The 21,504-nt window shown below is 40.1% G+C and carries 19 protein-coding genes and 1 pseudogene; 13 read left to right on the top strand and 7 right to left on the bottom strand.

The window, feature by feature from the left end; translation table 11 throughout:
• Positions 1–105 precede the first annotated feature (105 nt).
• The 9 genes from fucP to HII32_RS02860 all read left to right on the top strand — a co-directional run bounded on the left by fucP (position 106) and on the right by HII32_RS02860 (position 10,245).
• Positions 106–1,479, top strand: coding sequence for an L-fucose:H+ symporter permease (gene fucP / locus HII32_RS02900; RefSeq protein ID WP_172188120.1), 1,374 nt, complete (start codon positions 106–108; stop codon positions 1,477–1,479).
• The gene (locus HII32_RS02895; protein WP_172188118.1) at positions 1,466–2,482 is read left to right on the top strand and encodes a DUF4432 family protein; all 1,017 of its coding nucleotides are present in this window, start codon (positions 1,466–1,468) and stop codon (positions 2,480–2,482) included. Before fucP ends, HII32_RS02895 begins: the two co-directional genes overlap by 14 nt.
• Before the next feature lie 24 nt (positions 2,483–2,506).
• Positions 2,507–4,006, top strand: a complete 1,500-nt coding sequence (locus HII32_RS02890) for an FGGY-family carbohydrate kinase (protein WP_172188116.1) — start codon at positions 2,507–2,509, stop codon at positions 4,004–4,006.
• Positions 4,007–4,184: 178 nt separating this feature from the next.
• On the top strand, positions 4,185–4,991 hold the full coding sequence (locus HII32_RS02885; RefSeq protein ID WP_172188114.1) for a sugar-binding domain-containing protein: 807 nt from the start codon (positions 4,185–4,187) through the stop codon (positions 4,989–4,991).
• A 426-nt stretch (positions 4,992–5,417) separates the two neighbouring features.
• Complete coding sequence (locus tag HII32_RS02880; protein ID WP_172188112.1) at positions 5,418–6,155, top strand: SDR family NAD(P)-dependent oxidoreductase; 738 nt, start codon at positions 5,418–5,420, stop codon at positions 6,153–6,155.
• Between the two features lie 250 nt (positions 6,156–6,405).
• The gene (gene rbsD / locus HII32_RS02875) at positions 6,406–6,801 is read left to right on the top strand and encodes a D-ribose pyranase (RefSeq protein ID WP_172188110.1); all 396 of its coding nucleotides are present in this window, start codon (positions 6,406–6,408) and stop codon (positions 6,799–6,801) included.
• Between the two features lie 26 nt (positions 6,802–6,827).
• Positions 6,828–8,318 (top strand): sugar ABC transporter ATP-binding protein, encoded by a 1,491-nt coding sequence (locus HII32_RS02870; protein WP_172188108.1) that lies wholly within the window; start codon positions 6,828–6,830, stop codon positions 8,316–8,318.
• Entirely contained in the window at positions 8,311–9,276 is a 966-nt protein-coding gene (locus HII32_RS02865) for an ABC transporter permease (protein WP_246224804.1), read from the top strand. Before HII32_RS02870 ends, HII32_RS02865 begins: the two co-directional genes overlap by 8 nt.
• Positions 9,277–9,294: 18 nt before the next feature.
• A complete protein-coding gene (locus HII32_RS02860) occupies positions 9,295–10,245 on the top strand; it encodes a substrate-binding domain-containing protein (RefSeq protein WP_172188106.1) in 951 nt (316 codons plus the stop codon).
• 347 nt (positions 10,246–10,592) lie between these two features.
• Here the strand turns inward: HII32_RS02860 and HII32_RS02855 are convergent.
• Both HII32_RS02855 and HII32_RS02850 read right to left on the bottom strand, forming a co-directional pair.
• Positions 10,593–11,758 (bottom strand): annotated as a pseudogene (locus HII32_RS02855) (DUF2075 domain-containing protein).
• A gap of 137 nt (positions 11,759–11,895) precedes the next feature.
• Positions 11,896–12,822, bottom strand: a complete 927-nt coding sequence (locus HII32_RS02850; RefSeq protein WP_172188104.1) for an NADP-dependent oxidoreductase — start codon at positions 12,820–12,822, stop codon at positions 11,896–11,898.
• A gap of 263 nt (positions 12,823–13,085) precedes the next feature.
• Here HII32_RS02850 and HII32_RS02845 point away from each other — a divergent pair, with 263 nt between their 5' ends.
• The 3 genes from HII32_RS02845 (at position 13,086) to HII32_RS02835 (ending at position 15,853) form a co-directional block, all read left to right on the top strand.
• A complete protein-coding gene (locus tag HII32_RS02845) occupies positions 13,086–13,619 on the top strand; it encodes a cysteine hydrolase family protein (RefSeq protein ID WP_172188102.1) in 534 nt (177 codons plus the stop codon).
• 133 nt (positions 13,620–13,752) lie between these two features.
• A complete protein-coding gene (locus HII32_RS02840; RefSeq protein WP_172188100.1) occupies positions 13,753–14,862 on the top strand; it encodes a lactate oxidase in 1,110 nt (369 codons plus the stop codon).
• Between the two features lie 244 nt (positions 14,863–15,106).
• Positions 15,107–15,853 carry a sulfite exporter TauE/SafE family protein gene (locus HII32_RS02835; protein WP_172188098.1) on the top strand — a complete coding sequence of 249 codons (747 nt, stop codon included), beginning with the start codon at positions 15,107–15,109 and terminating at the stop codon, positions 15,851–15,853.
• Between the two features lie 34 nt (positions 15,854–15,887).
• On the opposite strand, the gene HII32_RS02830 is transcribed toward HII32_RS02835, so the two are convergent.
• The 3 genes from HII32_RS02830 to pyrF are packed head-to-tail and all read right to left on the bottom strand — an operon-like array spanning position 15,888 to position 18,175.
• Entirely contained in the window at positions 15,888–16,832 is a 945-nt protein-coding gene (locus HII32_RS02830) for a dihydroorotate oxidase (RefSeq protein WP_172188096.1), read from the bottom strand.
• The gene (gene pyrE, locus HII32_RS02825; RefSeq protein WP_172188094.1) at positions 16,822–17,469 is read right to left on the bottom strand and encodes an orotate phosphoribosyltransferase; all 648 of its coding nucleotides are present in this window, start codon (positions 17,467–17,469) and stop codon (positions 16,822–16,824) included. Before pyrE ends, HII32_RS02830 begins: the two co-directional genes overlap by 11 nt.
• A complete protein-coding gene (pyrF, locus tag HII32_RS02820; RefSeq protein WP_172188092.1) occupies positions 17,456–18,175 on the bottom strand; it encodes an orotidine-5'-phosphate decarboxylase in 720 nt (239 codons plus the stop codon). The genes pyrE and pyrF overlap by 14 nt, the downstream gene beginning before the upstream one ends.
• Positions 18,176–18,484: 309 nt before the next feature.
• On the opposite strand from pyrF, the gene HII32_RS02815 reads away from it, so the two are divergent.
• Positions 18,485–19,720 carry an MFS transporter gene (locus HII32_RS02815; RefSeq protein WP_172188090.1) on the top strand — a complete coding sequence of 412 codons (1,236 nt, stop codon included), beginning with the start codon at positions 18,485–18,487 and terminating at the stop codon, positions 19,718–19,720.
• Between the two features lie 39 nt (positions 19,721–19,759).
• Here the strand turns inward: HII32_RS02815 and HII32_RS02810 are convergent, their stop codons facing one another.
• Both HII32_RS02810 and HII32_RS02805 read right to left on the bottom strand, forming a co-directional pair.
• A complete protein-coding gene (locus HII32_RS02810) occupies positions 19,760–20,443 on the bottom strand; it encodes an NADPH-dependent F420 reductase (RefSeq protein WP_172188088.1) in 684 nt (227 codons plus the stop codon).
• Positions 20,443–21,495 carry an LLM class flavin-dependent oxidoreductase gene (locus HII32_RS02805; protein WP_172188086.1) on the bottom strand — a complete coding sequence of 351 codons (1,053 nt, stop codon included), beginning with the start codon at positions 21,493–21,495 and terminating at the stop codon, positions 20,443–20,445. The genes HII32_RS02810 and HII32_RS02805 overlap by 1 nt, the downstream gene beginning before the upstream one ends.
• Between the last annotated feature and the right edge of the window lie 9 nt (positions 21,496–21,504).

Below are 21,504 nucleotides of genomic sequence, written 5' to 3'. Positions count from 1 at the left end.
GAAAAATTTCATTTTACATGTGGGAATATGTTCATTTTATGATACAATGACTCATGTAATCGATTACATATGACAGACACTTTATTTTTAAGGAGAGTAAATTATATGGAACATTCTACGAACAATGGGCCACACGAATTTGGGATTTTTAAATTTCGTGGTAAAGAATTAGGTAATGGCTATTTGAGTAAAGCCCCGGTCCTTCAATTTATCTTGGTATCATTATTATTTCCAATGTGGGGAGCTGCCGCTAGTTTAAATGATATTTTAATTACTCAATTCAAATCCATCTTTCAATTGAGTAACTTGGCTTCTGCCTATGTTCAAAGTGCTTTTTCATTAGGTTATTTTGTGATGGCGATTCCCGCTTCATGGCTAATTAAAAAGACTTCTTACAGAGTAACTATTATTATTGGATTGCTATTATATTTGATTGGTTGTGCTTTATTCTTCCCAGCTTCGGCTGCCGCTACTTATGGTTTCTTTTTATTGGCATTGTTTGTTTTGGCCACTGGATTGACTATCATCGAAACTTCGGCTGATACGTATTCAGCTTTATTAGGACCGGAAAAACAACGAACTTTACGGCTTAATATTTCGCAAACCTTCCTCCCAATTGGCTCAATTGTTGGTATTTTACTTGGTAAATATTTGATCTTTACTAATGGAGCAAATCTAGATGAAAAACTCAGCAAAGTATCTGGTAGTGCTCGAGTTCGTTTGGGTGAAGAAGCACTCCAAAAAACCCTGCAACCATATAAGTACATTATTATTGTGATTGCAATCATGATTATCTTATTTATGATTACTCAATTTCCAAGTGGTAAACCAACTAAAAATAAGGCAGTTAAAGAGCAAAGTACTGGTAAAACTGTGATGCAACTCCTTAAAAATCACAACTTTACTTATGGCATGTTCACTTTGTTTATGTATGTTGGTCTTCAAGTATCAGTTTGGTCATTTACTATTCGTTTGGCATTAACCTTAAACCCAGCTATTAATGAACGAACTTCTTCTAATTATGTTATTGGAAGTTACATTGCCTTTTTCATCGGCCGAGTTTTAGCTGATTATTTAATGAGAAAAATTCCGCATCTTAAAGTGCTCTTCTGGTATTCTGTTCTTGGTTTTATTGCCATTGGTACCATGATGATTGATCGCAACTTTAGCGGTGTGTACATTGCTATTTTAGTTTCTGGCTTAATGGGACCTGGCTACGCTACTATTTATACTGAAACACTTGGCTTTATTGAAGATCCACACCAAACCGAAACTGCCGGCGCAATGCTAGTAATGATGGTTGTCGGTGGTGGGGTATGGCCTGCCATTCAAGGATGGGTTGCAGATATTACGGGTTCAATGACCATTTCCTTTGCAGTGCACTTCTTTACCTTTGGAGCAATGATTATTTATGCCTATCACTATATCAAGCATCCATTTGACGGTTTAGCAGAGGGAGCAAAAAATGACCAAAATTAATTTATATAAAGATAATTTTCAAGAGCAAGCACGAGTATTGATGGAAAATGATGAATTTATAATTTCCAGTTTTAAGTATGATTCTGGGGTAGAAGCCCTTAAGGTTCAAAACTCAAGAGGATATTTAACTATTTTACCGTTCGAAGGTTTAATGATTTGGGATGCTGTTTTTGATGGATTTGATTTAAAAATGAAAAACACCTTCAAGCAACCTTACCCTGGTAAACAAATTACCGATTCTTACGGACCATTTCAATTTCATTCTGGTCTCTTGGCTAGCGGTAATCCTGGTCCAGAAGATGATCATTATGCTCATGGTGAGTTCCCATTGACTTCCATGGATAGCTCGTTTATTGAAATTAATGAGGATGCTGTTACGGTCAGCAGCCAAGTTGAATATGTGAAAGGATTTGGTGATCATTACTTTGCTAATCCATCAGTTACCTTGAAAAAGGGAAGTGCTTTATTGGACATTAAAATGTTCGTAAAGAACTTGTCTGATTATCAAGAAATGCCATTACAATATTTAACTCACATTAATTATAAGTTTGTTAAGGGCGCCCAAATTAGCCAAAACATTCCCGAGACAGCCTTTCATTTGCGAGAATCCATTCCGGATCACATTCATCCCACTAAAGAATGGCTAGCCTTCACTAAACAAATTGCGGCATCAGGCCAACTAATTAACGAATTGGATAAAGAAGAACATTTTGATCCAGAAATTGTTTATTTTGGTGATGACTTAAATCAACAAGTTGACCAAGCAGAGTTTGAAATGAAAATGGATCGTCAGCACACAGTTATGGTTTCTTTTAATACTAAGGAATTTCCTAATGTCACTCGTTGGTTAATGTATAATCCCGATTTACAAGTCGCTGCTTTTGCATTACCAGCCACTAGTCGCACTGAAGGTCGAACAGCCGCTAAAAAGGCCGGGACTTTAATTATGTTGCAACCCGGTGAGAGTCGGCAGTTTGAAGTTACTACCGGTTTAAAGGATTAATAAGTTTAACGAGGAGAGCAAAGAATGACTAAATATATTTTAGGAATTGATATTGGAACATCAGGCACCAAAGCCATTTTGTTAACGACTGAAGGCGAAATAATTGCTCAAAAGAAGGATAATTATTCTTTTGCAACGCCACATCCTGGTTGGGCTGAAGCTAATGCGCAAGATTGGTTTAATGCCGTTGCCTCACTAATTAGAACCTTAGCTTCTAAAGTTAATGACGAAGATATTGTGGCAATTGGAATTGACGGTCTTTACGGTGGTTCTGGTATTCCGGTAGATACAACTGGTAAAGTGTTGGGACCGGCATTGATTTGGATGGACCGCCGAGCCACTAAAGAGACAAAAAAAGTAGCTGATTTAGTTAGTGATACTGAATTAATGGATGTTACAGCTAATTTGTCAGATCCTTACTATGGGTACACTAAATTAATGTGGTTAAAGAAAAACAAGCCGGAATTGTATCAACAAACCGCTAAATTTTTACCACCTGAATCCTACGTGATTTATCAACTGACCGGTCAACAAAGTATTAATTACTCGGCTGCTGGTAATTTAGCTGGAGTCTTTGATATTAATAAAGACGAGTGGTCACAAGAATTAGCTGATAAGTTGGGAATTGATATCGATAAATTACCGCAAAAATTTGTTGAAAGTACCGATGTAGCTGGTCGGGTTAATGATAAATGGGCTGCTCGATTAGGATTAAAGGCAGGGACACCAGTCTTTAATACTGGGGTTGATGTGGGCCCTGCTACCGTTGGAACTGGTGTTTTTGAACCCGGAAAAGTTACGGTGGCTCTTGGTACTTCAATGAATGCGGCATTAGTAACTGAAAAACCCCTTAGAGATAAAAAGTTGATCATCTGGCCTTATTCCTATAAGCCTAAAGATTACTATTATAATTTTGCTGGAGCTAATACAGCTGGGGCAATTGTGGCGTGGTTTGTTAAAGAATTTGCTACTGAATTTGATGAAAATGATGGCCCTAAAGAGCTCGATTTTCAAAGTAGTGATGTTCCAGCCGGTAGTAACGGCTTGCTAGTGCTACCATTTTTTATGGGAGAACGAAGTCCATTGTGGGATTCAGATATTCGAGGAACCATTTTAGGTCTATCTCTTAAAACTACCAAATATGAAATTTATAACGCCTTTCAAGAAGCGATTGCTTACTCAGTTCGTCAAAGTATTGAACAATTTGGGGATGAAGTGGGCGATTCTATCACACTAGTTGGTGGTGTCAGTCACTCCAAGAAAATGGATCAAATGATCGCAGATGTAACTGGTAAGACTATTTTAACCACCAAGTCTGGCGGAGAAGCTAATTTAGGGAGTGCCATTTTAGCTGGTGTTGGTATTAATAGCATTGATCCTCAAGATGCATCGAAATGGATTAAAATCGATGAAAAGGTTACCCCTAACCTAGAAAAACATGAAATCTATAATCGTTATTTTGATATGTACAAAAAAGCGTATAATAACCTTAAGGATTTTTACCAAGAGTTTTCAAATATTTAAAATAAATCTTTAGGGAGGAGTAAGAACAATAGATAATTTAAAACGACGTGAACAAATCCTCAGAGTAGCTCGTCAATATTATATTGATGGGATCGAACAAAACCAAATTGCCAAAAAGGAAGCCATTTCGCGCACCACGGTTTCGCGCCTATTAGCCACTGCTAGGGAAAAAGGACTTGTGACCATTACGGTAAATGATCATTTGCGTGATGCCCAAACGTTATCTAATCAACTTACAAATCTCTATGATGATGTAGATTTTACGGTTGTCTCTACTTCTCAAGATGACCAAAAAATGAAATTAGAACGAGTTTGTGAATCTGCCACTGATTATTTAAATAATTTAATTAAAAACGGTGACATTATTGGCTTGGGTCGTGGTCAAAGTATTCTTCAAGTGGCTAAGGGACTACTGCCGAAAACGGTGCGAGATGTCGAAGTTGTTCAACTAGATGGTATTTTTACCGATCCGGTTGACCATTTCATGGGGTTAGAAGCGCTAAGTCAATTCTCACAGGCTTATAATGCAATGGTTCAACTATTACCGTTACCAATTATGTTTGCTGATCCTAAAAATAAGGCGCTTGCTGAACAAGAAAATCATGTTAGATATGTTGAAAAATTAGGTCGAGTTTCTAATATTGCTATCTTTAGCATTGAAGATGTTTCGCAAAGCCACTTTTTAAATAATGATAATTATTTTACTGCAACTGAACAACAGCAAGTCCAGGATCAGGCAGTCGGTGAAGTTTTATCCCACTTTATTGATGGCAATGGTAATCCAGTAGTATCTGAAATCGAACAACGAACGGTTTCAATTCCACTAGAGAATTTGCGTTATAAAGAACATTCCATGGTGATTGTGAACAAAACGACACAGGTTACAGCTTTAGCAACGGTACTGCGTTCGGGTTATGCAAACGAGGTCTTTATTGATCAACAAAGTGCTCAATTATTGTTGGAAATGAATCACGCAACTACTTAAATAATTATGAACAGTAAAACGCTCCGCAGAAATTTTTCTGAGAGGCGTTTTTATTTATCATAAATTAATATAATTAGAATTAGATATGACTGGACTTACCAGAAAGCTACATCAGATAACTCTAACGTAAGCGCTTCATTGAAAAAGAGCCTAGGTAATGGTTTAATAATAAGTAGTTAAACGTAATAGATAATATTTTTATTTTGGGGGAAGACTACTCCCATTTTGTATGATGCTTATGGTGCCCAGATTGATATCGGGGATCAATATTATCCATCTAAAGCCTTGGCCGAAAAAATGAAGGATAAAACAGAATAATCAGTCAAGACGATGGTAACATCGTCTTTTTTGGTAGCTATAGCCGGCAAAATTGAAATACGTTATAATAGCTCAATGTAATCGAATACAATTAGGAGGCTGACAATTATGGGAAAACTAGCTGGCAAAGTCGCCATTATTACTGGTGCTGCTCAAGGAATGGGGGCTGCTCACGCAAAGCTATTTGTTAGTGAGGGAGCTCAAGTCGTTATTACTGATGTTAAGCAAGCCGAGGGGGAACAATTAGCAGCTGCGTTAGGACCAGACAAGGCTTTATTTATCAAGCAGGACGTTGCTAGTGCCGCTGATTGGGAGCACGTGGTAGCGGCCACTAAAGCGCAGTTTGGCCAGATCGATATTTTGGTGAACAACGCGGGCATTACTTTTGCCAAACCCCTGCAAGAGATTAGTGAAGCCGACTATATTAAGATTTTCCAGATTAATCAATTAGGTACTTTTTTAGGTCTGAAAGCAGTGGCTAAGGAAATGGTGGCACAACACGCTGGTTCCATTATTAATGTTTCTTCTTTAAACGGTCTAGTAGGGGGAGCCGTCGGATATACTGATACCAAATTTGCAGTTCGGGGCATGACCAAAGCGGCGGCTTTAGAACTGGCCCCTAGCGGCGTGCGCGTTAATTCGATTCACCCTGGTGTTATTGAAACACCAATGATTTCGCAAGCAGGAACGGCCGAAGCTGTTAAACAATTTGCTAAAGCGATTCCGCTGCGTCGGATTGCAGAACCGGAGGAAGTTTCGCAAATGGTCTTATTCTTGGCTTCCGATGATTCTAGTTACTCTACCGGTTCAGAGTTTGTGGTTGATGGTGGGATGTCAGCGCAATAAAGATAAAATTTAATTGATATGATCATGTAAAGATAAATGTAAAAATAATTTATTTTTATGTGATCATATTTTTTTGTGAAAATATATATTGCATACAAAAGTGGTCTATACTTGCTTATATAATGATATATAAAATAAAAAAAACGTATTATTCTATTGATTTTTCTCTTTTAATATTATAATATAGCCATATGAAATGCTGTATACGCTTTCATTGTTTAAAAATATATAAGTAATAGTGAGGAATAATATGAAAAAGCGTGGCATTATTAATTCCAATATAGCTGCAGTGGTTGCCAATATGGGACATAATGATTGGCTTTCAGTTGGTGATGCGGGTATGCCTGTTCCTAATGATATTTCTAAAATTGATTTGGCAGTATCTGCTGGTACTCCCAGTTTAGAAGAGGTATTGATAAATCTTCTTTCAGAAATGGAAGTTCAAAAAGTTTACTTAGCAGAAGAAATTAAAAAATATAACCCAGATCAATTAATGGTTATAAAGAAGATACTTCCCGATGTTTCAATTGATTTTGTAACACATGAAGAGTTAAAAAAGAATCTGAAAAAAACAAAAGCCTTTATTAGAACAGGAGAAATGACACCTTACGCTAATATTATTTTAGAAAGTGGAGTTACATTTTAAATAATATTTGAAATCGAGGTGATAGTTTGAAAATAGAATTAAAAGGAATATCTAAGTCATTTGATCAAAATCACGTTTTAAAAGATGTTAATTTTTCAATAAATGGCGGTCAAGTTAAGGCGTTGATGGGCGAAAATGGTGCCGGAAAATCAACATTGATGAATATTTTAACGGGTTTATTAACTGCTGATAGTGGAAAAATCATTGTTGATGGTCAGGAGTTAACGTATAAAAATGCTTTTGACGCCGAGCAACATGGTATTAGCTTTATCCATCAAGAAATGAATAACTTTGCTGAAATGACCGTTATCGAGAATATGTTTTTAAATAAAGAATTAAAAACAAAATTCGGAATGCTAGATGATAAATCAATGATAGCCAAAGCAACCCAAACGCTTGAGCAATTAGATGCCAACATAGATTTAACGACTAAAATTGGTGATTTAAGTGTTGGTAATCAGCAGATAATTGAAATAGCCAAATCCCTAATGAATGATACTAAAATACTGATTATGGATGAACCATCAGCAGCTTTAACCGAAACCGAAATTGATAAAATGTTTACGATTATTCGTAAATTAAAGCAACAAGGTGTCGGAATAATCTATATTTCTCATCGTATGCAAGAAATTTTTGAAATTACGGATGAAATCACGGTGATGCGAGATGGTTTGACGGTGGCCAATTATAAAACTGCTGAAACTAATATTCATCAAATTGTGAAGGATATGGTAGGACGTGATTTGGCTGATTTTTATCCAGAGCGGCAACCTCATTATGGTAAAACACGATTAAAAATAGCTAATTTTACTAGTAATGGGGTGTTTCAAGATATTTCTTTTTCCGTTAAAGAGGGCGAACTGTTAGCATTTTCAGGATTAATGGGATCTGGTAGAACTGAAATAATGCGGGCTCTGTTTGGAATTGATCACTATGATACCGGTACGATATGGGTAAATAATAAAGAAGTTAAAATATATAACCCTAGTGATGCTATTAAACACGGTATTGGCTTTTTAACAGAGAACAGAAAAGAAGAAGGTTTGATTTTAGACGCAGCCATTGCTGATAATATTGGTTTGCCTAGTTTAAATGAGTTTAGTAAACATGGTCTTTTAGATCAGAAGAATGAAAATACTTTTATTGATTTATTAATCAAAAGATTAACTATAAAAACAGTTGATCGAACGGCAACAGCACGATCATTATCTGGTGGTAATCAACAAAAAGTAGTTTTAGCTAAGTGGGTTGGAACTGGTTCACAAATATTAATCTTAGATGAACCTACGCGTGGAGTTGATGTCGGGGCTAAACGAGAAATTTATGACCTGATGAATGAGCTAACTGATCGTGGTGTAGCAATTATCATGATTTCTAGTGATCTACAAGAAGTAATTGGTTTTTCTGATCGAATTATAGTGGTATATGAAGGCCAAATTACCGGCGAAATTCTAACATCGGTGGCAACGCAAGAAAAAGTAATGACTTTAGCCACAGGAGGTAAATTAGATGAGTAGTGAAACAAAACAACCTTTTAACCTAGGGCAATTTTATACGAAAATGGGTCCACTAGTGGCTTTAATTGGATTGGTAGTAATTGTTAGTATTTTAAATACTTCTTTTTTAACAATTCCTAATTTAATGAACTTGCTGCAACAAGTGTCTATCAATGCCTTAATTGCCTTTGGCATGCAATTTGTTATTTTAACTGGTGGTATTGATTTATCTGTAGGTGCCATCTTAGCATTGAGTGGAGCAATATCAGCGAAGTTAATTTTAAACGGGATATCACCTATTTTAGCGTTTATTATTGGTGTTATTTTTGGGGCAGTTTTTGGAGCAGTTAATGGCTTTTTAATTGCGTACGGAAAAGCAGCACCTTTTATCGTTACGTTGGCCACAATGTCAATTTTTCGGGGGATGACTTATGTATTAACTAATGGTAATCCAATTACTGGGCCGAAAATGAATGATAGTTTTTCCTTTCAATTCATTGGGCAAGGATATTTGTTTGGGGTTCCCTTTCAAGTTTATTTAATGTTAATCGCTTATATAATTTTTTATATTTTAATGCATAAAACAGCATTTGGGCGAAGAACCTTTGCTATTGGTGGTAACCAAAAAGCAGCGTTTGTAGCTGGAGTAAAAGTAAATCATATTTTAATTTGGATTTATGTTGTTGCGGGACTGCTAGCGGCAGTTGCAGGAATGGTGTTAACTTCGCAGTTATCATCGGCTCAACCAGATGCTGGTAGTGGTTATGAAATGGACGCAATCGCGGCCGTAGTTTTAGGTGGAACCTCATTGGCAGGAGGGACTGGTAAAATATCAGGAACTCTTATTGGGGCATTGATCATTGGAGTTTTAAATAATGGGATGAATTTATTAGGAATTTCAAGTTTTTATCAACAAATCGTCAAAGGAATTGTTATTTTAATTGCTGTTTTATTAGATCGCAAACAAGCTAAAAACTAAAAAAAGAGGAAATTAATCATGAAAAAAAATTCAAAAAAATTCTTAACTTCACTTACTGTGTTAACGGCAGGATTATTTCTTTTAACTGGCTGTGGCAATGCTACAGTTGGCAAAAAAAATAGTAATGATACTAAAGTTACTAAAAAAGCTAAAAAAGATATTAAAGTAGGAATGTCTTTATCTACATTAAGTAATCCATTCTTTGTTAATTTAAAACAAGGTGTGGATGAGACAGCTAAGAAAAACGATACTAAGGTTCAAACATTTGATGCTCAAAATGATAGTGCCAAGCAAAACAACCAAATTTCTGATTTAGTTACTAAAAAAGTAGACGTAATTATTATTAATCCAGTAGATTCTGATGCTATTGTGCCTGCAATTAAAAAAGCTAATGATGCCGGTATTCCCGTTGTTGCTTGTGACCGTGGCTCTAACGGTGGTAAGTTACTGACAACGGTAGCTTCTGATAATGTTTTGGCTGGTAAGATGGCTGGTCAATATCTAGAAAAAATTGTTGGTAAAGATGCTAAGGTGGCTGAATTAGAAGGAACCCCCGGTGCCGATGCTGCGGTTCAACGTGGAAAAGGATTTGAAAAAGAAGTTAAAGGAAAACTCGATGTGGTTACTAAACAAAGCGCTAATTTTGATCGAGCTAAAGGTTTGAGTGTTATGCAAAATATTTTACAAGCTCATGGTGATATCAAGGGAATTTTCGCTCAAAATGATGAAATGGCATTAGGTGCTGCAAAAGCCATTAAAAATAAAGATATCAAAATTGTTTCTGTTGATGGAACTCCAGATGGATTAGCCGCCGTTAAGAACGGTACAATTGACGGTATTGTAGCCCAAGAACCCAAACAAGAAGGTAAATTGGCTTTACAAGCTATTTATGATTATTTCTCAGGCAAAAAGATCGATAAAAATATTAAATCTCCAATTAAATTAGTTACAAGTAAAGAAGCTAAATAATTAAAAATTTGGTAGTTGAATTAAAGTAAAAAACATCGAATCATTTTATGGATAGTAAAAAAGTCGGTATTTAACTGATATTTTACTGTCCGTTTTTTATTTAATTTATTAAAGCTTAATGCTTTGTAGATGAATAAAATCAGTTATCTTAGGATGTTGCGGTGTAGCAAAAAGATTACATTTGGGAGACCAAGGGGAACTAAGCTATTAGTGTCACAGTGAGCATGAGAAGCAGTGGTTATCAATTACCGTGGGGGCTGTTACTTAAAATTAATTCGTCAGTTTATCTTAACTTTGCTTGCTTAAAAGAGACAAAATAAAAAAGCCCGTTGCCAGGCTAATTGAAATTACGATTGCGAATTTAATTCTAATAAGCGGTGGCGTAAGGCATCATCATAAGCGGTCAAGTACAAACCGTACTTACCACGTTTCATCAATACGTTTAAGACGTTAGCGATGAAGACCTTGTATTCTGCTGGAGTGAACTTGATATCCTTACGTTTTTTGAATATCTCTTTGTGAGAATACTTTTCTGGAATGATCGTCATGGTATCGGTTTTAGGATCATAGCCAAATGATGGCCGATAATCATTCCTACGTAATTCAAATCAAAGCCTTGCAACGTGTAAATGGTTCCTACTTGAGTAATTGAGCCTTCTCGCTTGGCCCAATGGGTACGTTGCGGGTCCCACTCATCCCAAGGTAAATTGAAGGTATCCATTTCGACGTTGTGACGACCATCAATCCGTGGGAATCCTGAGGTTGCCACCATTCGGCTCATCCCCACTTCTTGGTTTCGTTGCTTGATTGCATCAAACATCACGCCGGCTTGATCGAATACCTGAAACTCAAAATCACTATTATTAGGGAAAGCTTTAATTGGTTTTTCTGCCGTCAAATCATCCATCCACTGTACTTGTTCGTCACTAGCAACCATCCGGTATTGGAAATTCATATTAAATAATTTGTATGGGTGCTTGCCGATGGTTTTCATCAATAAGTCCTTATCCCAATACATCTTGGATTGAAAGACTTGGTCGAAGTCATAAACGGCGACCACGACTTTGGCTAAATCCATCAAATCTGTTAATTGATTTTGCCCACGATAATGCGCGTAGGGTTCGGATTTAGAGTATAAAAGATGAGCTTCATCGACAAAAATAATATCGTATTTTTTGTGATTTTTTTGCGCATAGTTAATCAGTGAGGTCGGGCGACGAATGTCACCTACTTTTAAGTTAGGAATAGCTGAACCCAGATCACGATAAGCTTTGTAGAGTTCAGGATGGTTCACTACTAGCGACGTTTTATAATGGTGATCAGTCATATATTTACGGACCAATTCCATTAAAACCACTGATTTACCAGTACCAGCAGCACCGTCAATGATAGCAATCGAATGTTGTTTTTGATTAAGACTATGTTTAATGTAGTCGTTGATATCTGCAATAACGTGTTGTTGATCAGCAGAGAGGTCGTCGACCAGAAATTGTTCTTTGAGAATTTCGTTCATGAGTTGCTCCTAGGATTAAATTTTTGATTGTGAAAAAAGTCATGATCTATTATAGCAGTTAAATCTAAACGCGCCTCTCACAATTATCCCACAATAAAACCCCCAAGTTAGGCTTGGGGGTTTGTTGTGAAATTAATTTAGTTAGCGTCCTTAGCGATAATAACGCGCCCCGCATGGGGGTTTTCTAGGATCGTATGACCTTGCCGAACTCCTGCAAGGGTAAATGGTAAGACGTCACCAATCTTAATCGTTAATTTTTGGCTTGCCATTAAATCCATGATCGTTTGCAGGGCTTTAGTATCAGGTACTTCTCGGGTAGGACTGATATGGTTGATTTGCACTTTTTTATCGGTCACCACGGCTTCATCATGGGCAACCGTGGCAATAATTCCCCCGGGCTTAACCATCGCAATATCTTCCTGGCTAGAGGCTCCGTTCATTGCGGCATTGATTACCAGGTCGGCCTGATCCTGTAAAACTTTCGCCGGATCTTGTTGATCGTAGGCCACGTATTCAGTGACCCCTAATGATTTGACGTATGCTTCATTTCTACTAGAGCCAATTCCAATCACTTGATCGCCCAAGTTGAGGGCTAATTGAGCCGCCAGCGAACCCACGCCCCCGGAAGCGCCTTTGACAATCACGACTTGCCCGGGTTGTGCCTGACCAAAGTAATGCAGTGCATTATAAGCAGTGATCCCTGGGGTTACAATCGCGGCCGCTGCGGCAAAGGAGATCTGGGCTGGGATAAGCACGGTATTGGCTTCGCTACTAGTAGCATATTCAGCATAGGAATGATGGCCATGCGCTACTACACGATCGCCGGGGTGAAATTTCGTAATGGCTGATCCTGTTTGTTTAACGATGCCGGCAACGTCGCGACCTGGAATCCGGCGCTGGGTGGTGGCACCAAAGACTCCCGCGCGCTGAGAACGTTCAAAGTTATTTAACCCAAACGCTTTATTTTCGATTAAAATATCGGTATCTTTTAACGTAGGAAGGGCCACGTCGTATTCTTCAAATACTTCTGGGCCCCCACTGTGATCATATCCAAATGCTTGCATAATGAAATCCTCCTCTGTATTCAGCTGCCTAAAGTGTAGGGGATAACCCGGGGGAATTCAATTATTTAGTTTCAAAGTTTCCCTGCCAGGACTGTTGGTAATGGCTAAAGCTAACTTACGCCGTTAATGACCTGAATACAAGGATTGGTATATCTTGATAATTGATCGTCTCGCTTATTAGTTAGCTTATCAAGTCCTAACATTTATGGTATCTTAATACTAATTAGTGTAACTCATTTATCAATTTTTAAAGGAGACTTCAAATGCAATCAGCAGTTTTGGTAATTGATATGACTAACGATTTTTTGACTGGCACATTAAAGAATGACCGGGCTTTAAAGACGGTTCAACCCATTAATGATTTGATAAAGCGAGCCCACCAGCAATCACTGCCAGTTATTTATGTATCTGATGCGCACTATCCAGTCGATCACGAATTGAAAATTTGGGGAGAACACAGTATGAAGGGAACGTGGGGCAGCGAGATTATCCCTGAATTAGCTCCACAGCCCGGTGACTATTCATTGGAAAAACGGACTTACAGTGCCTTTTTTGAAACGGGTTTGGATACTTTATTACGTGATCTGCAGGTGGATCACCTTATTTTAACGGGAGTGGTCACCAATATTTGTATCCAACATTCAGCCGCAGACGCTTATTTACGCGGATATTCGGTGACGGTACCGACAGAAACCACTGAAGCCTTAAATGAGCCAGCGTATCAAACGGCCTTAGATTATATTAAAACGATGTACGGGGCTCAAATTATCTCAGTAGCTCAAACCTTAGCTAAATAACGGCCCCAACTGCTAGGACTAAGGAAACTAGCAGTTTTTTTAGTTAAAGCTAACGATAATATCAACAAAACGGTTGCTTATTAAAAGTAAGTGAACTAGAATAGCCTTAAGCAATTTATTAGGAGGCTATATTATGACAGTTATTAATGGATACGAACAAAGTGACCGTGAAGAACATATTAATGTTTTAAACTTAGCATCATTAGAAAAGCGAGCACAAGCTATTATTCCTACGGGTGGTTTTGGTTACATAGTTGGTGGATCAGAAGATGACTGGACCTTAGCCCAAAATCGAAAAGCCTTTACTCATAAGCAAATTTATCCCCGGACTTTGGCTAATATCGATAATCCTGATTTAAGTACGAATGTTTTTGGGATTGATTTGCAAACACCAGTAATGATGGCACCTTTAGCAGCGCAAGGGTTAGCACATTCTAAAGGGGAAGTGGCTACAGCTAAGGCGTTTGCCGACGAAGGCGCTTTGATGGCTCAAAGTACTTATTCTTCTGCTTCTATTGCAGATACAGCTGCCGCTGGGGCTGGCGCTCCCCAATTTTTCCAACTTTATATGAGTAAAGATTGGAAATTCAATGAAGCGATTTTAGATGAAGCTAAAAAGGCCGGGGTCAAAGGAATTATTTTAACCGCCGATGCCACGGTTGATGGCTATCGGGAAGCTGATATTATTAATAATTTCCAATTCCCAATCCCAATGGCCAACCTAGAGAAGTTTAGTCAAGGGGCTGGTAAAGGGCAAGGTATTGCGGAAATTTATGCCGCTGCTGCGCAAAAAATTAGTCCAGATGACGTGAGAAGAATTGCGGAATACAGTGGTTTACCGGTGATTGTCAAGGGAATTCAAACTCCTGAAGACGCTGAATTAGCTATTGGGGCCGGTGCCGCTGGCGTTTATGTTTCTAACCATGGTGGCCGTCAATTAAATGGTGGTCCCGCTTCATTTGATGCGCTTAGTGCGATTGCCACTGCGGTTGCTGGTCGAGTTCCGATTATCTTTGATAGTGGGGTTCGCCGTGGTTCCGATGTCTTTAAGTCCTTGGCTGCCGGAGCTGATTTAGTAGCGTTAGGACGCCCATTTGTTTATGCTCTCGCCTTGGGTGGGTCCTTAGGGGTTCAAGATGCCATTCAAGAACTCAATCATGAATTTGCGACTACCATGCAATTGGCGGGTACTAAGACGATTGCTGAAGTTAAACAAGCTAAATTAGCGGACTTTAACTACTAACCAATAACAACAATAAAAATAATTTTTTGGGTGGTGAAGTTTGGTCTTGGACTGAACTTTTACCACCCAGTTTTATTTCGGGATTCATTATTTTTTAACCATTAATTATTAAGTTTTTCTGGTACAATAAGAATAATAATTGGCTTTTTGCCATCGGACTTTGATGCTAAACAACCGGAAGTGTGGCGGTTTATTCGGGTTAGTTTGGGTCAATTTGGGGCAGAATAATTCATAAGGAGCTAAAATGGGAACCTTAATTTTCTTAATCATGATGAGTTTAATTGCTGGTATTCTGACGGGCATCGTCGGGATGGCCTCGTTAACTTTGTATCCAGTGTTACTATCGGTGGGGATCGCGCCGATTACCGCTAACGCTACGATTACCGTTGCTCAAGTCGGTGGTGGGTTAGGTACCGTGTTGTCCTCGTTACCTGAACTTAAACACCATTGGCGCCTAGCCTTAAAAATTGCTCTCTTAAATACTGCCGGTGGGGTATTAGGGGCCCTGATTTTAATTCATAGTTCTAACGCAGGGTTTCAAAAAGTTGTCCCGATTTTTATTTTGCTGGCGGGAATTTTAATCTTAACGCCTCGCCCCATCGCGAAATCAACTACGGAAAATAATCCTTGGTGGAACCGTTTGCGCTGGATGGCCGTTTTCTTGGTGGGAATTTACAGTGGTTATTTTGGTGCTGCAGCGGGCTTGTTAATGATTGCCGTCTTATCACAGTTGGTTCACGAAGATTACGCAATTTATAATTCTATGCGTAATTTTGCTACTTTCACTAATAACGTAGTTTCCGCTAGTCTGTTCGCATGGCAACTGACGATTGCTTGGCAGGTCATTATTCCGCTATTAATCGGGTTATTTGTGGGCGGGTACCTCGGTCCGGTGATTGTGCGCTACATTCCTTCACGATTTATCAAGACTACTGTCGGTATTTTTGCGCTGATCTTGGCAGTCGTGTTAGGCTATCAAGCGTATTTTTAACCTAAAAAGCTCGAAGCCATGGCTTCGAGCTTTTTTATAGCGTTTTTAATTTACCGCGAAAATCAGCGAGGTTTTGGTAACCTTTTGCTGCCATTAAGTCGCTTAATTCATTGGTTACCCGTTCAAAAATAGCAGGACCCTCAGTACCTAAAGCTGTGCCGATTTGGACTAAATCAGCGCCACATAAGATATGTTCAAAGACATCTTGTCCCGAACTAATCCCTCCGGTTCCGATAATTTTAATAGTTGGGTTAAGTCGTAAACGAAAGGCCCGGACATTAGCTAAAGCGGTGGGTTTAACATAATTTCCACCGATCCCTCCAAAGCCACCTTTTGGTTTAATAACCACGCTTTCGGTGAGGGGATCAACTATTAGGCCGTTTCCGATTGAATTAATGGCGTTGATATAAGCTAGCGGGTATTGATTCAAGATGGCACTCAGTTCATCAAACTGATGTAAGTCAAAATATGGTGGTAATTTCAGTCCTAATTTACCGTCAAAAAACGTAAAAATGGTGGCTAATAAATCAGCAACAGCAGCGAAATCATAACCGACCTGAGATTTACCGGCGACATTGGGACAGGAAAGATTTAGTTCGACTAGTCCAGTATAGTCACTGGATTGAATTTGTCTTAGCATGGTTAAATTATCGGCCACACTGAGACCGGCAATGGATAAAATGAGATTATGCTGATCAGTTGCTTGCTGTTTGGTAACGTAATCTAAATAATATTGAAAGCCGTAGTTAGGTAAACCCATCGAGTTAATGCTACCGAGTGGTAATGATTTTAATCGGGGGGTAGCGTTACCCAAACGAGATTTGACGGTAGCACTTTTAGTGACGGCACCACCAGCACTAGAAGTTAAAAGCGTATCGAGTTCGGCAGTAGACTGACACCAAACACCAGCAGCGTTAAGAATAGGATTCCTAAAATCAATGCCAGCAATAGTAGTTTGCAAGTTTAGTTTAGGACTCATTTTTAACCTCCTGACTGACCCAATGCCAAGGATCCTTGTGCCAGGCACTAAGATAGTCAAATTGTTCTTGGGAAACTTGGCCCTGATCAAAAGCTTGTTGAATCACATCGGTGTAAGTTAACAAGGGATGCAAGGTGGTGTGGGCATCAGCAAAATTTTGCTGGGCATCGGGAAACTGATACGTATAAATTGCGGCCACTCCCGCAACGTGGTAACCAGCATCCCGCACAGCTTGGACGGCTTTTAAGACGCTGCCGCCCGTCGAGATCAAATCGTCAATTAAAACAACTTGATCAGTGGTACTTAAACGGCCTTCAATTTGTTTGTTAGCCCCATGATCCTTGGCCTTAGAACGAACATAAATGAGGGGCAAGTTAAGCTTTTGAGCTACCCAAGCGGCATGGGGGATCCCGGCAGTGGCGACGCCGCCAATAACAGTAGCATCGGGATAGTAGGTTTGAATCATTTCAGCCAAACCAGTAGCAATTAGCTCTCTTAATTGGGGATTAGCAATAGTTAAACGAAAATCGGTGTAAATCGGGGCTAACATCCCACTGGCATACTGAAAGGGTTTGGTTAACGATAAACTAATAATTTGGTCGGCGGTTAAAGTATCAATAATTTTAGCGTTCTGCATTTTCCCACTCCTCTAAAAGTTGATGATAGGTATTAACGGGATTAGCGGCCTGAATAATGGGACGGCCGATGACCAGTGCATTACTGCCCTTTAAGGCTGCTTCCCGCGGGGTGGCCGTCCGCGCCTGATCATCTTGGGGCGCACCATGGGGGCGAATGCCCGGAGTTACGTACAAGAAATCTTTTCCGACCTGCTTTTGAAGCGTGGGAACCTCTAGCGGGGAGGTGATCACGCCGTCTGCGCCCGCTTTTTTAGCCAGCTGCGCTAAGCTTACCACTTGATCCGCCATATCGAGGCGGCAATTTTGCTCGGCTTGTAATTCTTGCGGTGTAATCGAGGTTAATTCTGTCACTGCGAGCAGTCTAGCGGGAGCGACACCAGCATCTTGAGCGCCACTAAGGAGTCCCCGTTTTGCTTGAGCTATCATTTGAGCGCCGCCCAAAGCATGTACCGTGGTATAAGTAACACCTAACCGACCGATTTGGCGCATTCCATTTTCTACGGTATTAGGAATATCATGTAGCTTTAAATCTAAAAAGATATGATGGCCCATGTTTAGTAAATCCCGAACAATTTGCGGTCCTTCACCATAAAACATTCCCATGCCGATTTTGACGGTGAGAGTTTCATTAGCGTCAAATTGATCGATTAATTGAAATAAATCAGCCCGTTGAGCGACGTCTAAAGAAATAATTAATGGTCCCATTGCTGTCAACCTCCTAATTTTGGGTACAAAAAAAGCCCGATAAAACGCAGTTATAGCAAGGCTTATTTCAACTTACTAATCCCACGAGTTCACGGACTGGATTATTATTCGTCCGCTTTTGGCTTCTCTGAACCAAATTAAAGCTCTGTTATTTGTAGTTAACTTTACCATACCTAAAATAACTGTCAAGTAATTTTCGTAAAATGATTTTCTGAATAATATGGGCTTGATTTATGTTTTAGTTCGTGAAATAATCAAGCCAGTAAAAAATAACGAATGTCAGCGAGCATTCATTTGGAGGAATAGCGTATGAAAGATACCGCAACTATTGAACACACCCATAGTTTGACGACTAAGCAGAAATGGACGATTGCTTCGACCAGTTCTGGCTTTGCGCTGGAAAATATGGATGTGCTTTTTTTATCGTTTACCATGAGTTCCATGATTTCGCAATTGCATTTAAGTGGCGGAGCAGCGGGCTTAATCGGCTCCATCACTAACCTCGGGATGCTGTTTGGCGGCGTTTTATTTGGCTTAATCGGAGATCGCTTTGGCCGGGTGAAGACCTTTACCTATACCATTTTTATCTTTGCCCTGGCGACCGCGATGATGGCGGTCGCCAATAATATCACCGAAATTTACATACTGCGGTTTCTAGCCGGTATTGGGGCCGGTGGTGAATACGGAGTCGGGATTGCCATGATTGCGGAATCATTTCATAAAAATCAGATTGGCAAAATGACCTCCATTGCGGCGATTGGCGGCCAAGTTGGTGCCATTTTAGCGGCTGTCTTGGCGGCCCTAATTATTCCGCGCTTCGGGTGGCACGCCTTATTCTTAGTGGGGATTGTACCGGTAGTTCTAACTTACTTTGTACGGCGGCATTTGAGTGAAACCGATGAATTCATTCAATCTCAACAAGAACACCATGAATCCACGATTAAAGCGGTGTTCAAATACATGTTCAGTTCTCCTAAAGTGGCCTATCAAAGTGGGGCACTGATGGTGATGACTACCGTTCAAATTGCCGGTTACTTTGGCTTGATGAACTGGTTACCCATTATTGTGCAGAAACAACTGGGATTAAATGTTTCTAGTTCTTCATTGTGGATGATTGCGACGATTATAGGAATGAGTCTAGGAATGATGACGTTTGGCACCATCTTGGACTATTTTGGTCCGCGGCGGGCATTTGGGATCTTCTTAATCGCGTCCGCCTTAATGGTTTACACCATTACCTTAGCGCATAATTTAGTATCCCTTTTAATTATCGGAGCGGTGGTCGGTTTCTTCTCAAACGGGATGTTTGGCGGCTACGGGGCCGTAATTTCGCGCCTTTATCCAACCGAAATTCGGTCAACGGCTAACAACGTGATCGTTAATGTGGGCCGAGCGGTGGGGGGATTCTCATCAGTGGTCATCGGTATTTTGATGGATCACTACTCACTGACGGTAGTCATGGGTTCTTTATCGGCATTATACTTATTGAGCTTGGTGACTATGTTGACGTTGCCAGGACTTAAAGGTTTAACGGTTTCTAAATAGTACCCACTAAAAAAACGCGAACCTAGTTCGCGTTTTTTATTAATTAGTTTTCTTTGCGGCTTTAATTTGCTTGCCAAACTCGGTTTGATCAAAGTTTTCAATGACTTTGTTTAGTTCAGTCGCGGTTAGACTAGCACCAAATAAGGGACTGCCGGGTTCGGTCATGATACCGTCCGCCAAATTGTAGTGGACAATGGGATCAAACCCCATGGAGTCTACAAATTCAGCCACTTGGTCCACTGCCGCCGGATTATCACCAGTAACTAATAACGCTTTGCGGTTAGGCGCCCCGTGCGACTTGGCTTCTTCTTGCAGGTTATGATAGCCCATGTGATTAAAGGTTTTCACGATGGTACTATCCTTGAAGTACTCCTGGACTTGTTCGCTAGAAGTAGAATCCGGTGCTAAAACTTCTTCACGAATACCATCGGTTTCCCACCAGTAATTCATCGCGTCGATAACTAACTTATCCTTTAGTAGTTCTGGTGCAATATTGTGATAGCGACTGAGCGGAATCGCTAAAATAATTAGGTCACTGTTCGCGACTAAATCGGCGTTTTCGGTGGCGATGGCTCCTGGTACCAAGGTTTCAATGGTTAAAGCAATTTTTTTTACAGCGCCAGAGCCAGCAATGCGCACCTCGTAACCCGCTTTGAGGGCTAAGCCGGCTAGCACAATCCCCACTTTACCAGCGCCGATAATCCCAATTCGTTTGAAGGTCATTACTTAGCTGCCTCCTTTGCCAAAAGAATTTCTTTTACCCGCGGAATAACTTTGGTAGCGTAAAGTTCAATCATCCGTTCTCGTTGCGCCGCGGTTTGATTCCCAGCCCCGTAGACCAAGTCAAAACGACCTAGGTCCAAAAGGTCAATGGTGCGGGCAATGCGTTGGGCGACCGTTTCGGGATCACCAACGTAAAATGAACCGACTTTAGTTTCGTTATCAAACTGTTCGCGACTCATAGGGGCCCAGCCCCGGGTAAGTCCAATGCGGTCAAAGTTAGCTTTGATGTTTTTAAAGGCCACTTCAACAGCTTCACCTTCATCATCGGCAATAAAGCCATGAGAGTGAACCGCCACTGGATAGACCGGCATATTTAACTGGGCTGCAGCCTTGTGATAAAGGTCAATATAAGGCTTGAAGCGGTCAGCTTGGCCCCCGATAATGGCGATGATAACTTTATAGCCAAATTTAGCGGCGCGGATGATGGATTCTGGCGAACCACCAATACCGATGTAAGTTTCGAGTTCCTTTTCGGTCTTAGGATACACTTCTTGGTCCTTTAATCCGGGGCGGAACTTACCGGACCAGGTAACGGCGTCTTCCTTGCGGAGCAAATCAAATAGTTCCAATTTTTCGTTAAAGAGATCATCGTAATCGGTTAGATCATAGCCAAAGAGCGGAAATGATTCAGTAAACGAACCCCGACCTAACATGACCTGGGCCCGTCCGTTGGAGAGACCATCTAAAGTAGCAAAGCGTTCGTAAACCCGCACTGGATCATCAGAACTCAAAACGGTCACGGCAGTCGCTAACTTAATTTGCTTAGTGACGGAAGCAATTGCGGCCAAAACGGTCTCGGGACTAGAAACACTGTAGTCAGGGCGATGATGCTCACCAACGCCAATCACGTTGATGCCTAGTTGATCGGCGAGTTCACCTTCGCGGACAATTTGGCGAATGGACTCTGCAGCCGATGTTAAACTGCCGTCTTCGTTGGCAACAATGTCACCAAAAGTTTCGATCCCAAATTCTAATTTATTTACGTCTACCATAAGATTAAG

The organism is Lentilactobacillus kribbianus, assembly GCF_013184075.1.
GTDB classification, from domain to species: Bacteria; Bacillota; Bacilli; order Lactobacillales; family Lactobacillaceae; genus Lentilactobacillus; species Lentilactobacillus kribbianus.
Note: the sequence above shows the minus strand (reverse complement) of the source record. Positions and strands in the feature narration are given on the sequence as shown.

Excerpts from the sequence above, each read along its gene's own strand:
- fucP (WP_172188120.1), top strand. The coding sequence starts at position 106 with ATGGAACATTCTACGAACAATGGGCCACACGAATTTGGGATTTTTAAA.
- HII32_RS02895 (WP_172188118.1), top strand. The coding sequence starts at position 1,466 with ATGACCAAAATTAATTTATATAAAGATAATTTTCAAGAGCAAGCACGA.
- HII32_RS02890 (WP_172188116.1), top strand. The coding sequence starts at position 2,507 with ATGACTAAATATATTTTAGGAATTGATATTGGAACATCAGGCACCAAA.
- HII32_RS02880 (WP_172188112.1), top strand. The coding sequence starts at position 5,418 with ATGGGAAAACTAGCTGGCAAAGTCGCCATTATTACTGGTGCTGCTCAA.
- rbsD (WP_172188110.1), top strand. The coding sequence starts at position 6,406 with ATGAAAAAGCGTGGCATTATTAATTCCAATATAGCTGCAGTGGTTGCC.
- HII32_RS02865 (WP_246224804.1), top strand. The coding sequence starts at position 8,311 with ATGAGTAGTGAAACAAAACAACCTTTTAACCTAGGGCAATTTTATACG.
- HII32_RS02860 (WP_172188106.1), top strand. The coding sequence starts at position 9,295 with ATGAAAAAAAATTCAAAAAAATTCTTAACTTCACTTACTGTGTTAACG.
- HII32_RS02850 (WP_172188104.1), bottom strand. The coding sequence starts at position 12,822 with ATGCAAGCATTTGGATATGATCACAGTGGGGGCCCAGAAGTATTTGAA.
- HII32_RS02845 (WP_172188102.1), top strand. The coding sequence starts at position 13,086 with ATGCAATCAGCAGTTTTGGTAATTGATATGACTAACGATTTTTTGACT.
- HII32_RS02840 (WP_172188100.1), top strand. The coding sequence starts at position 13,753 with ATGACAGTTATTAATGGATACGAACAAAGTGACCGTGAAGAACATATT.
- HII32_RS02835 (WP_172188098.1), top strand. The coding sequence starts at position 15,107 with ATGGGAACCTTAATTTTCTTAATCATGATGAGTTTAATTGCTGGTATT.
- HII32_RS02830 (WP_172188096.1), bottom strand. The coding sequence starts at position 16,832 with ATGAGTCCTAAACTAAACTTGCAAACTACTATTGCTGGCATTGATTTT.
- pyrE (WP_172188094.1), bottom strand. The coding sequence starts at position 17,469 with ATGCAGAACGCTAAAATTATTGATACTTTAACCGCCGACCAAATTATT.
- pyrF (WP_172188092.1), bottom strand. The coding sequence starts at position 18,175 with ATGGGACCATTAATTATTTCTTTAGACGTCGCTCAACGGGCTGATTTA.
- HII32_RS02815 (WP_172188090.1), top strand. The coding sequence starts at position 18,485 with ATGAAAGATACCGCAACTATTGAACACACCCATAGTTTGACGACTAAG.
- HII32_RS02810 (WP_172188088.1), bottom strand. The coding sequence starts at position 20,443 with ATGACCTTCAAACGAATTGGGATTATCGGCGCTGGTAAAGTGGGGATT.
- HII32_RS02805 (WP_172188086.1), bottom strand. The coding sequence starts at position 21,495 with ATGGTAGACGTAAATAAATTAGAATTTGGGATCGAAACTTTTGGTGAC.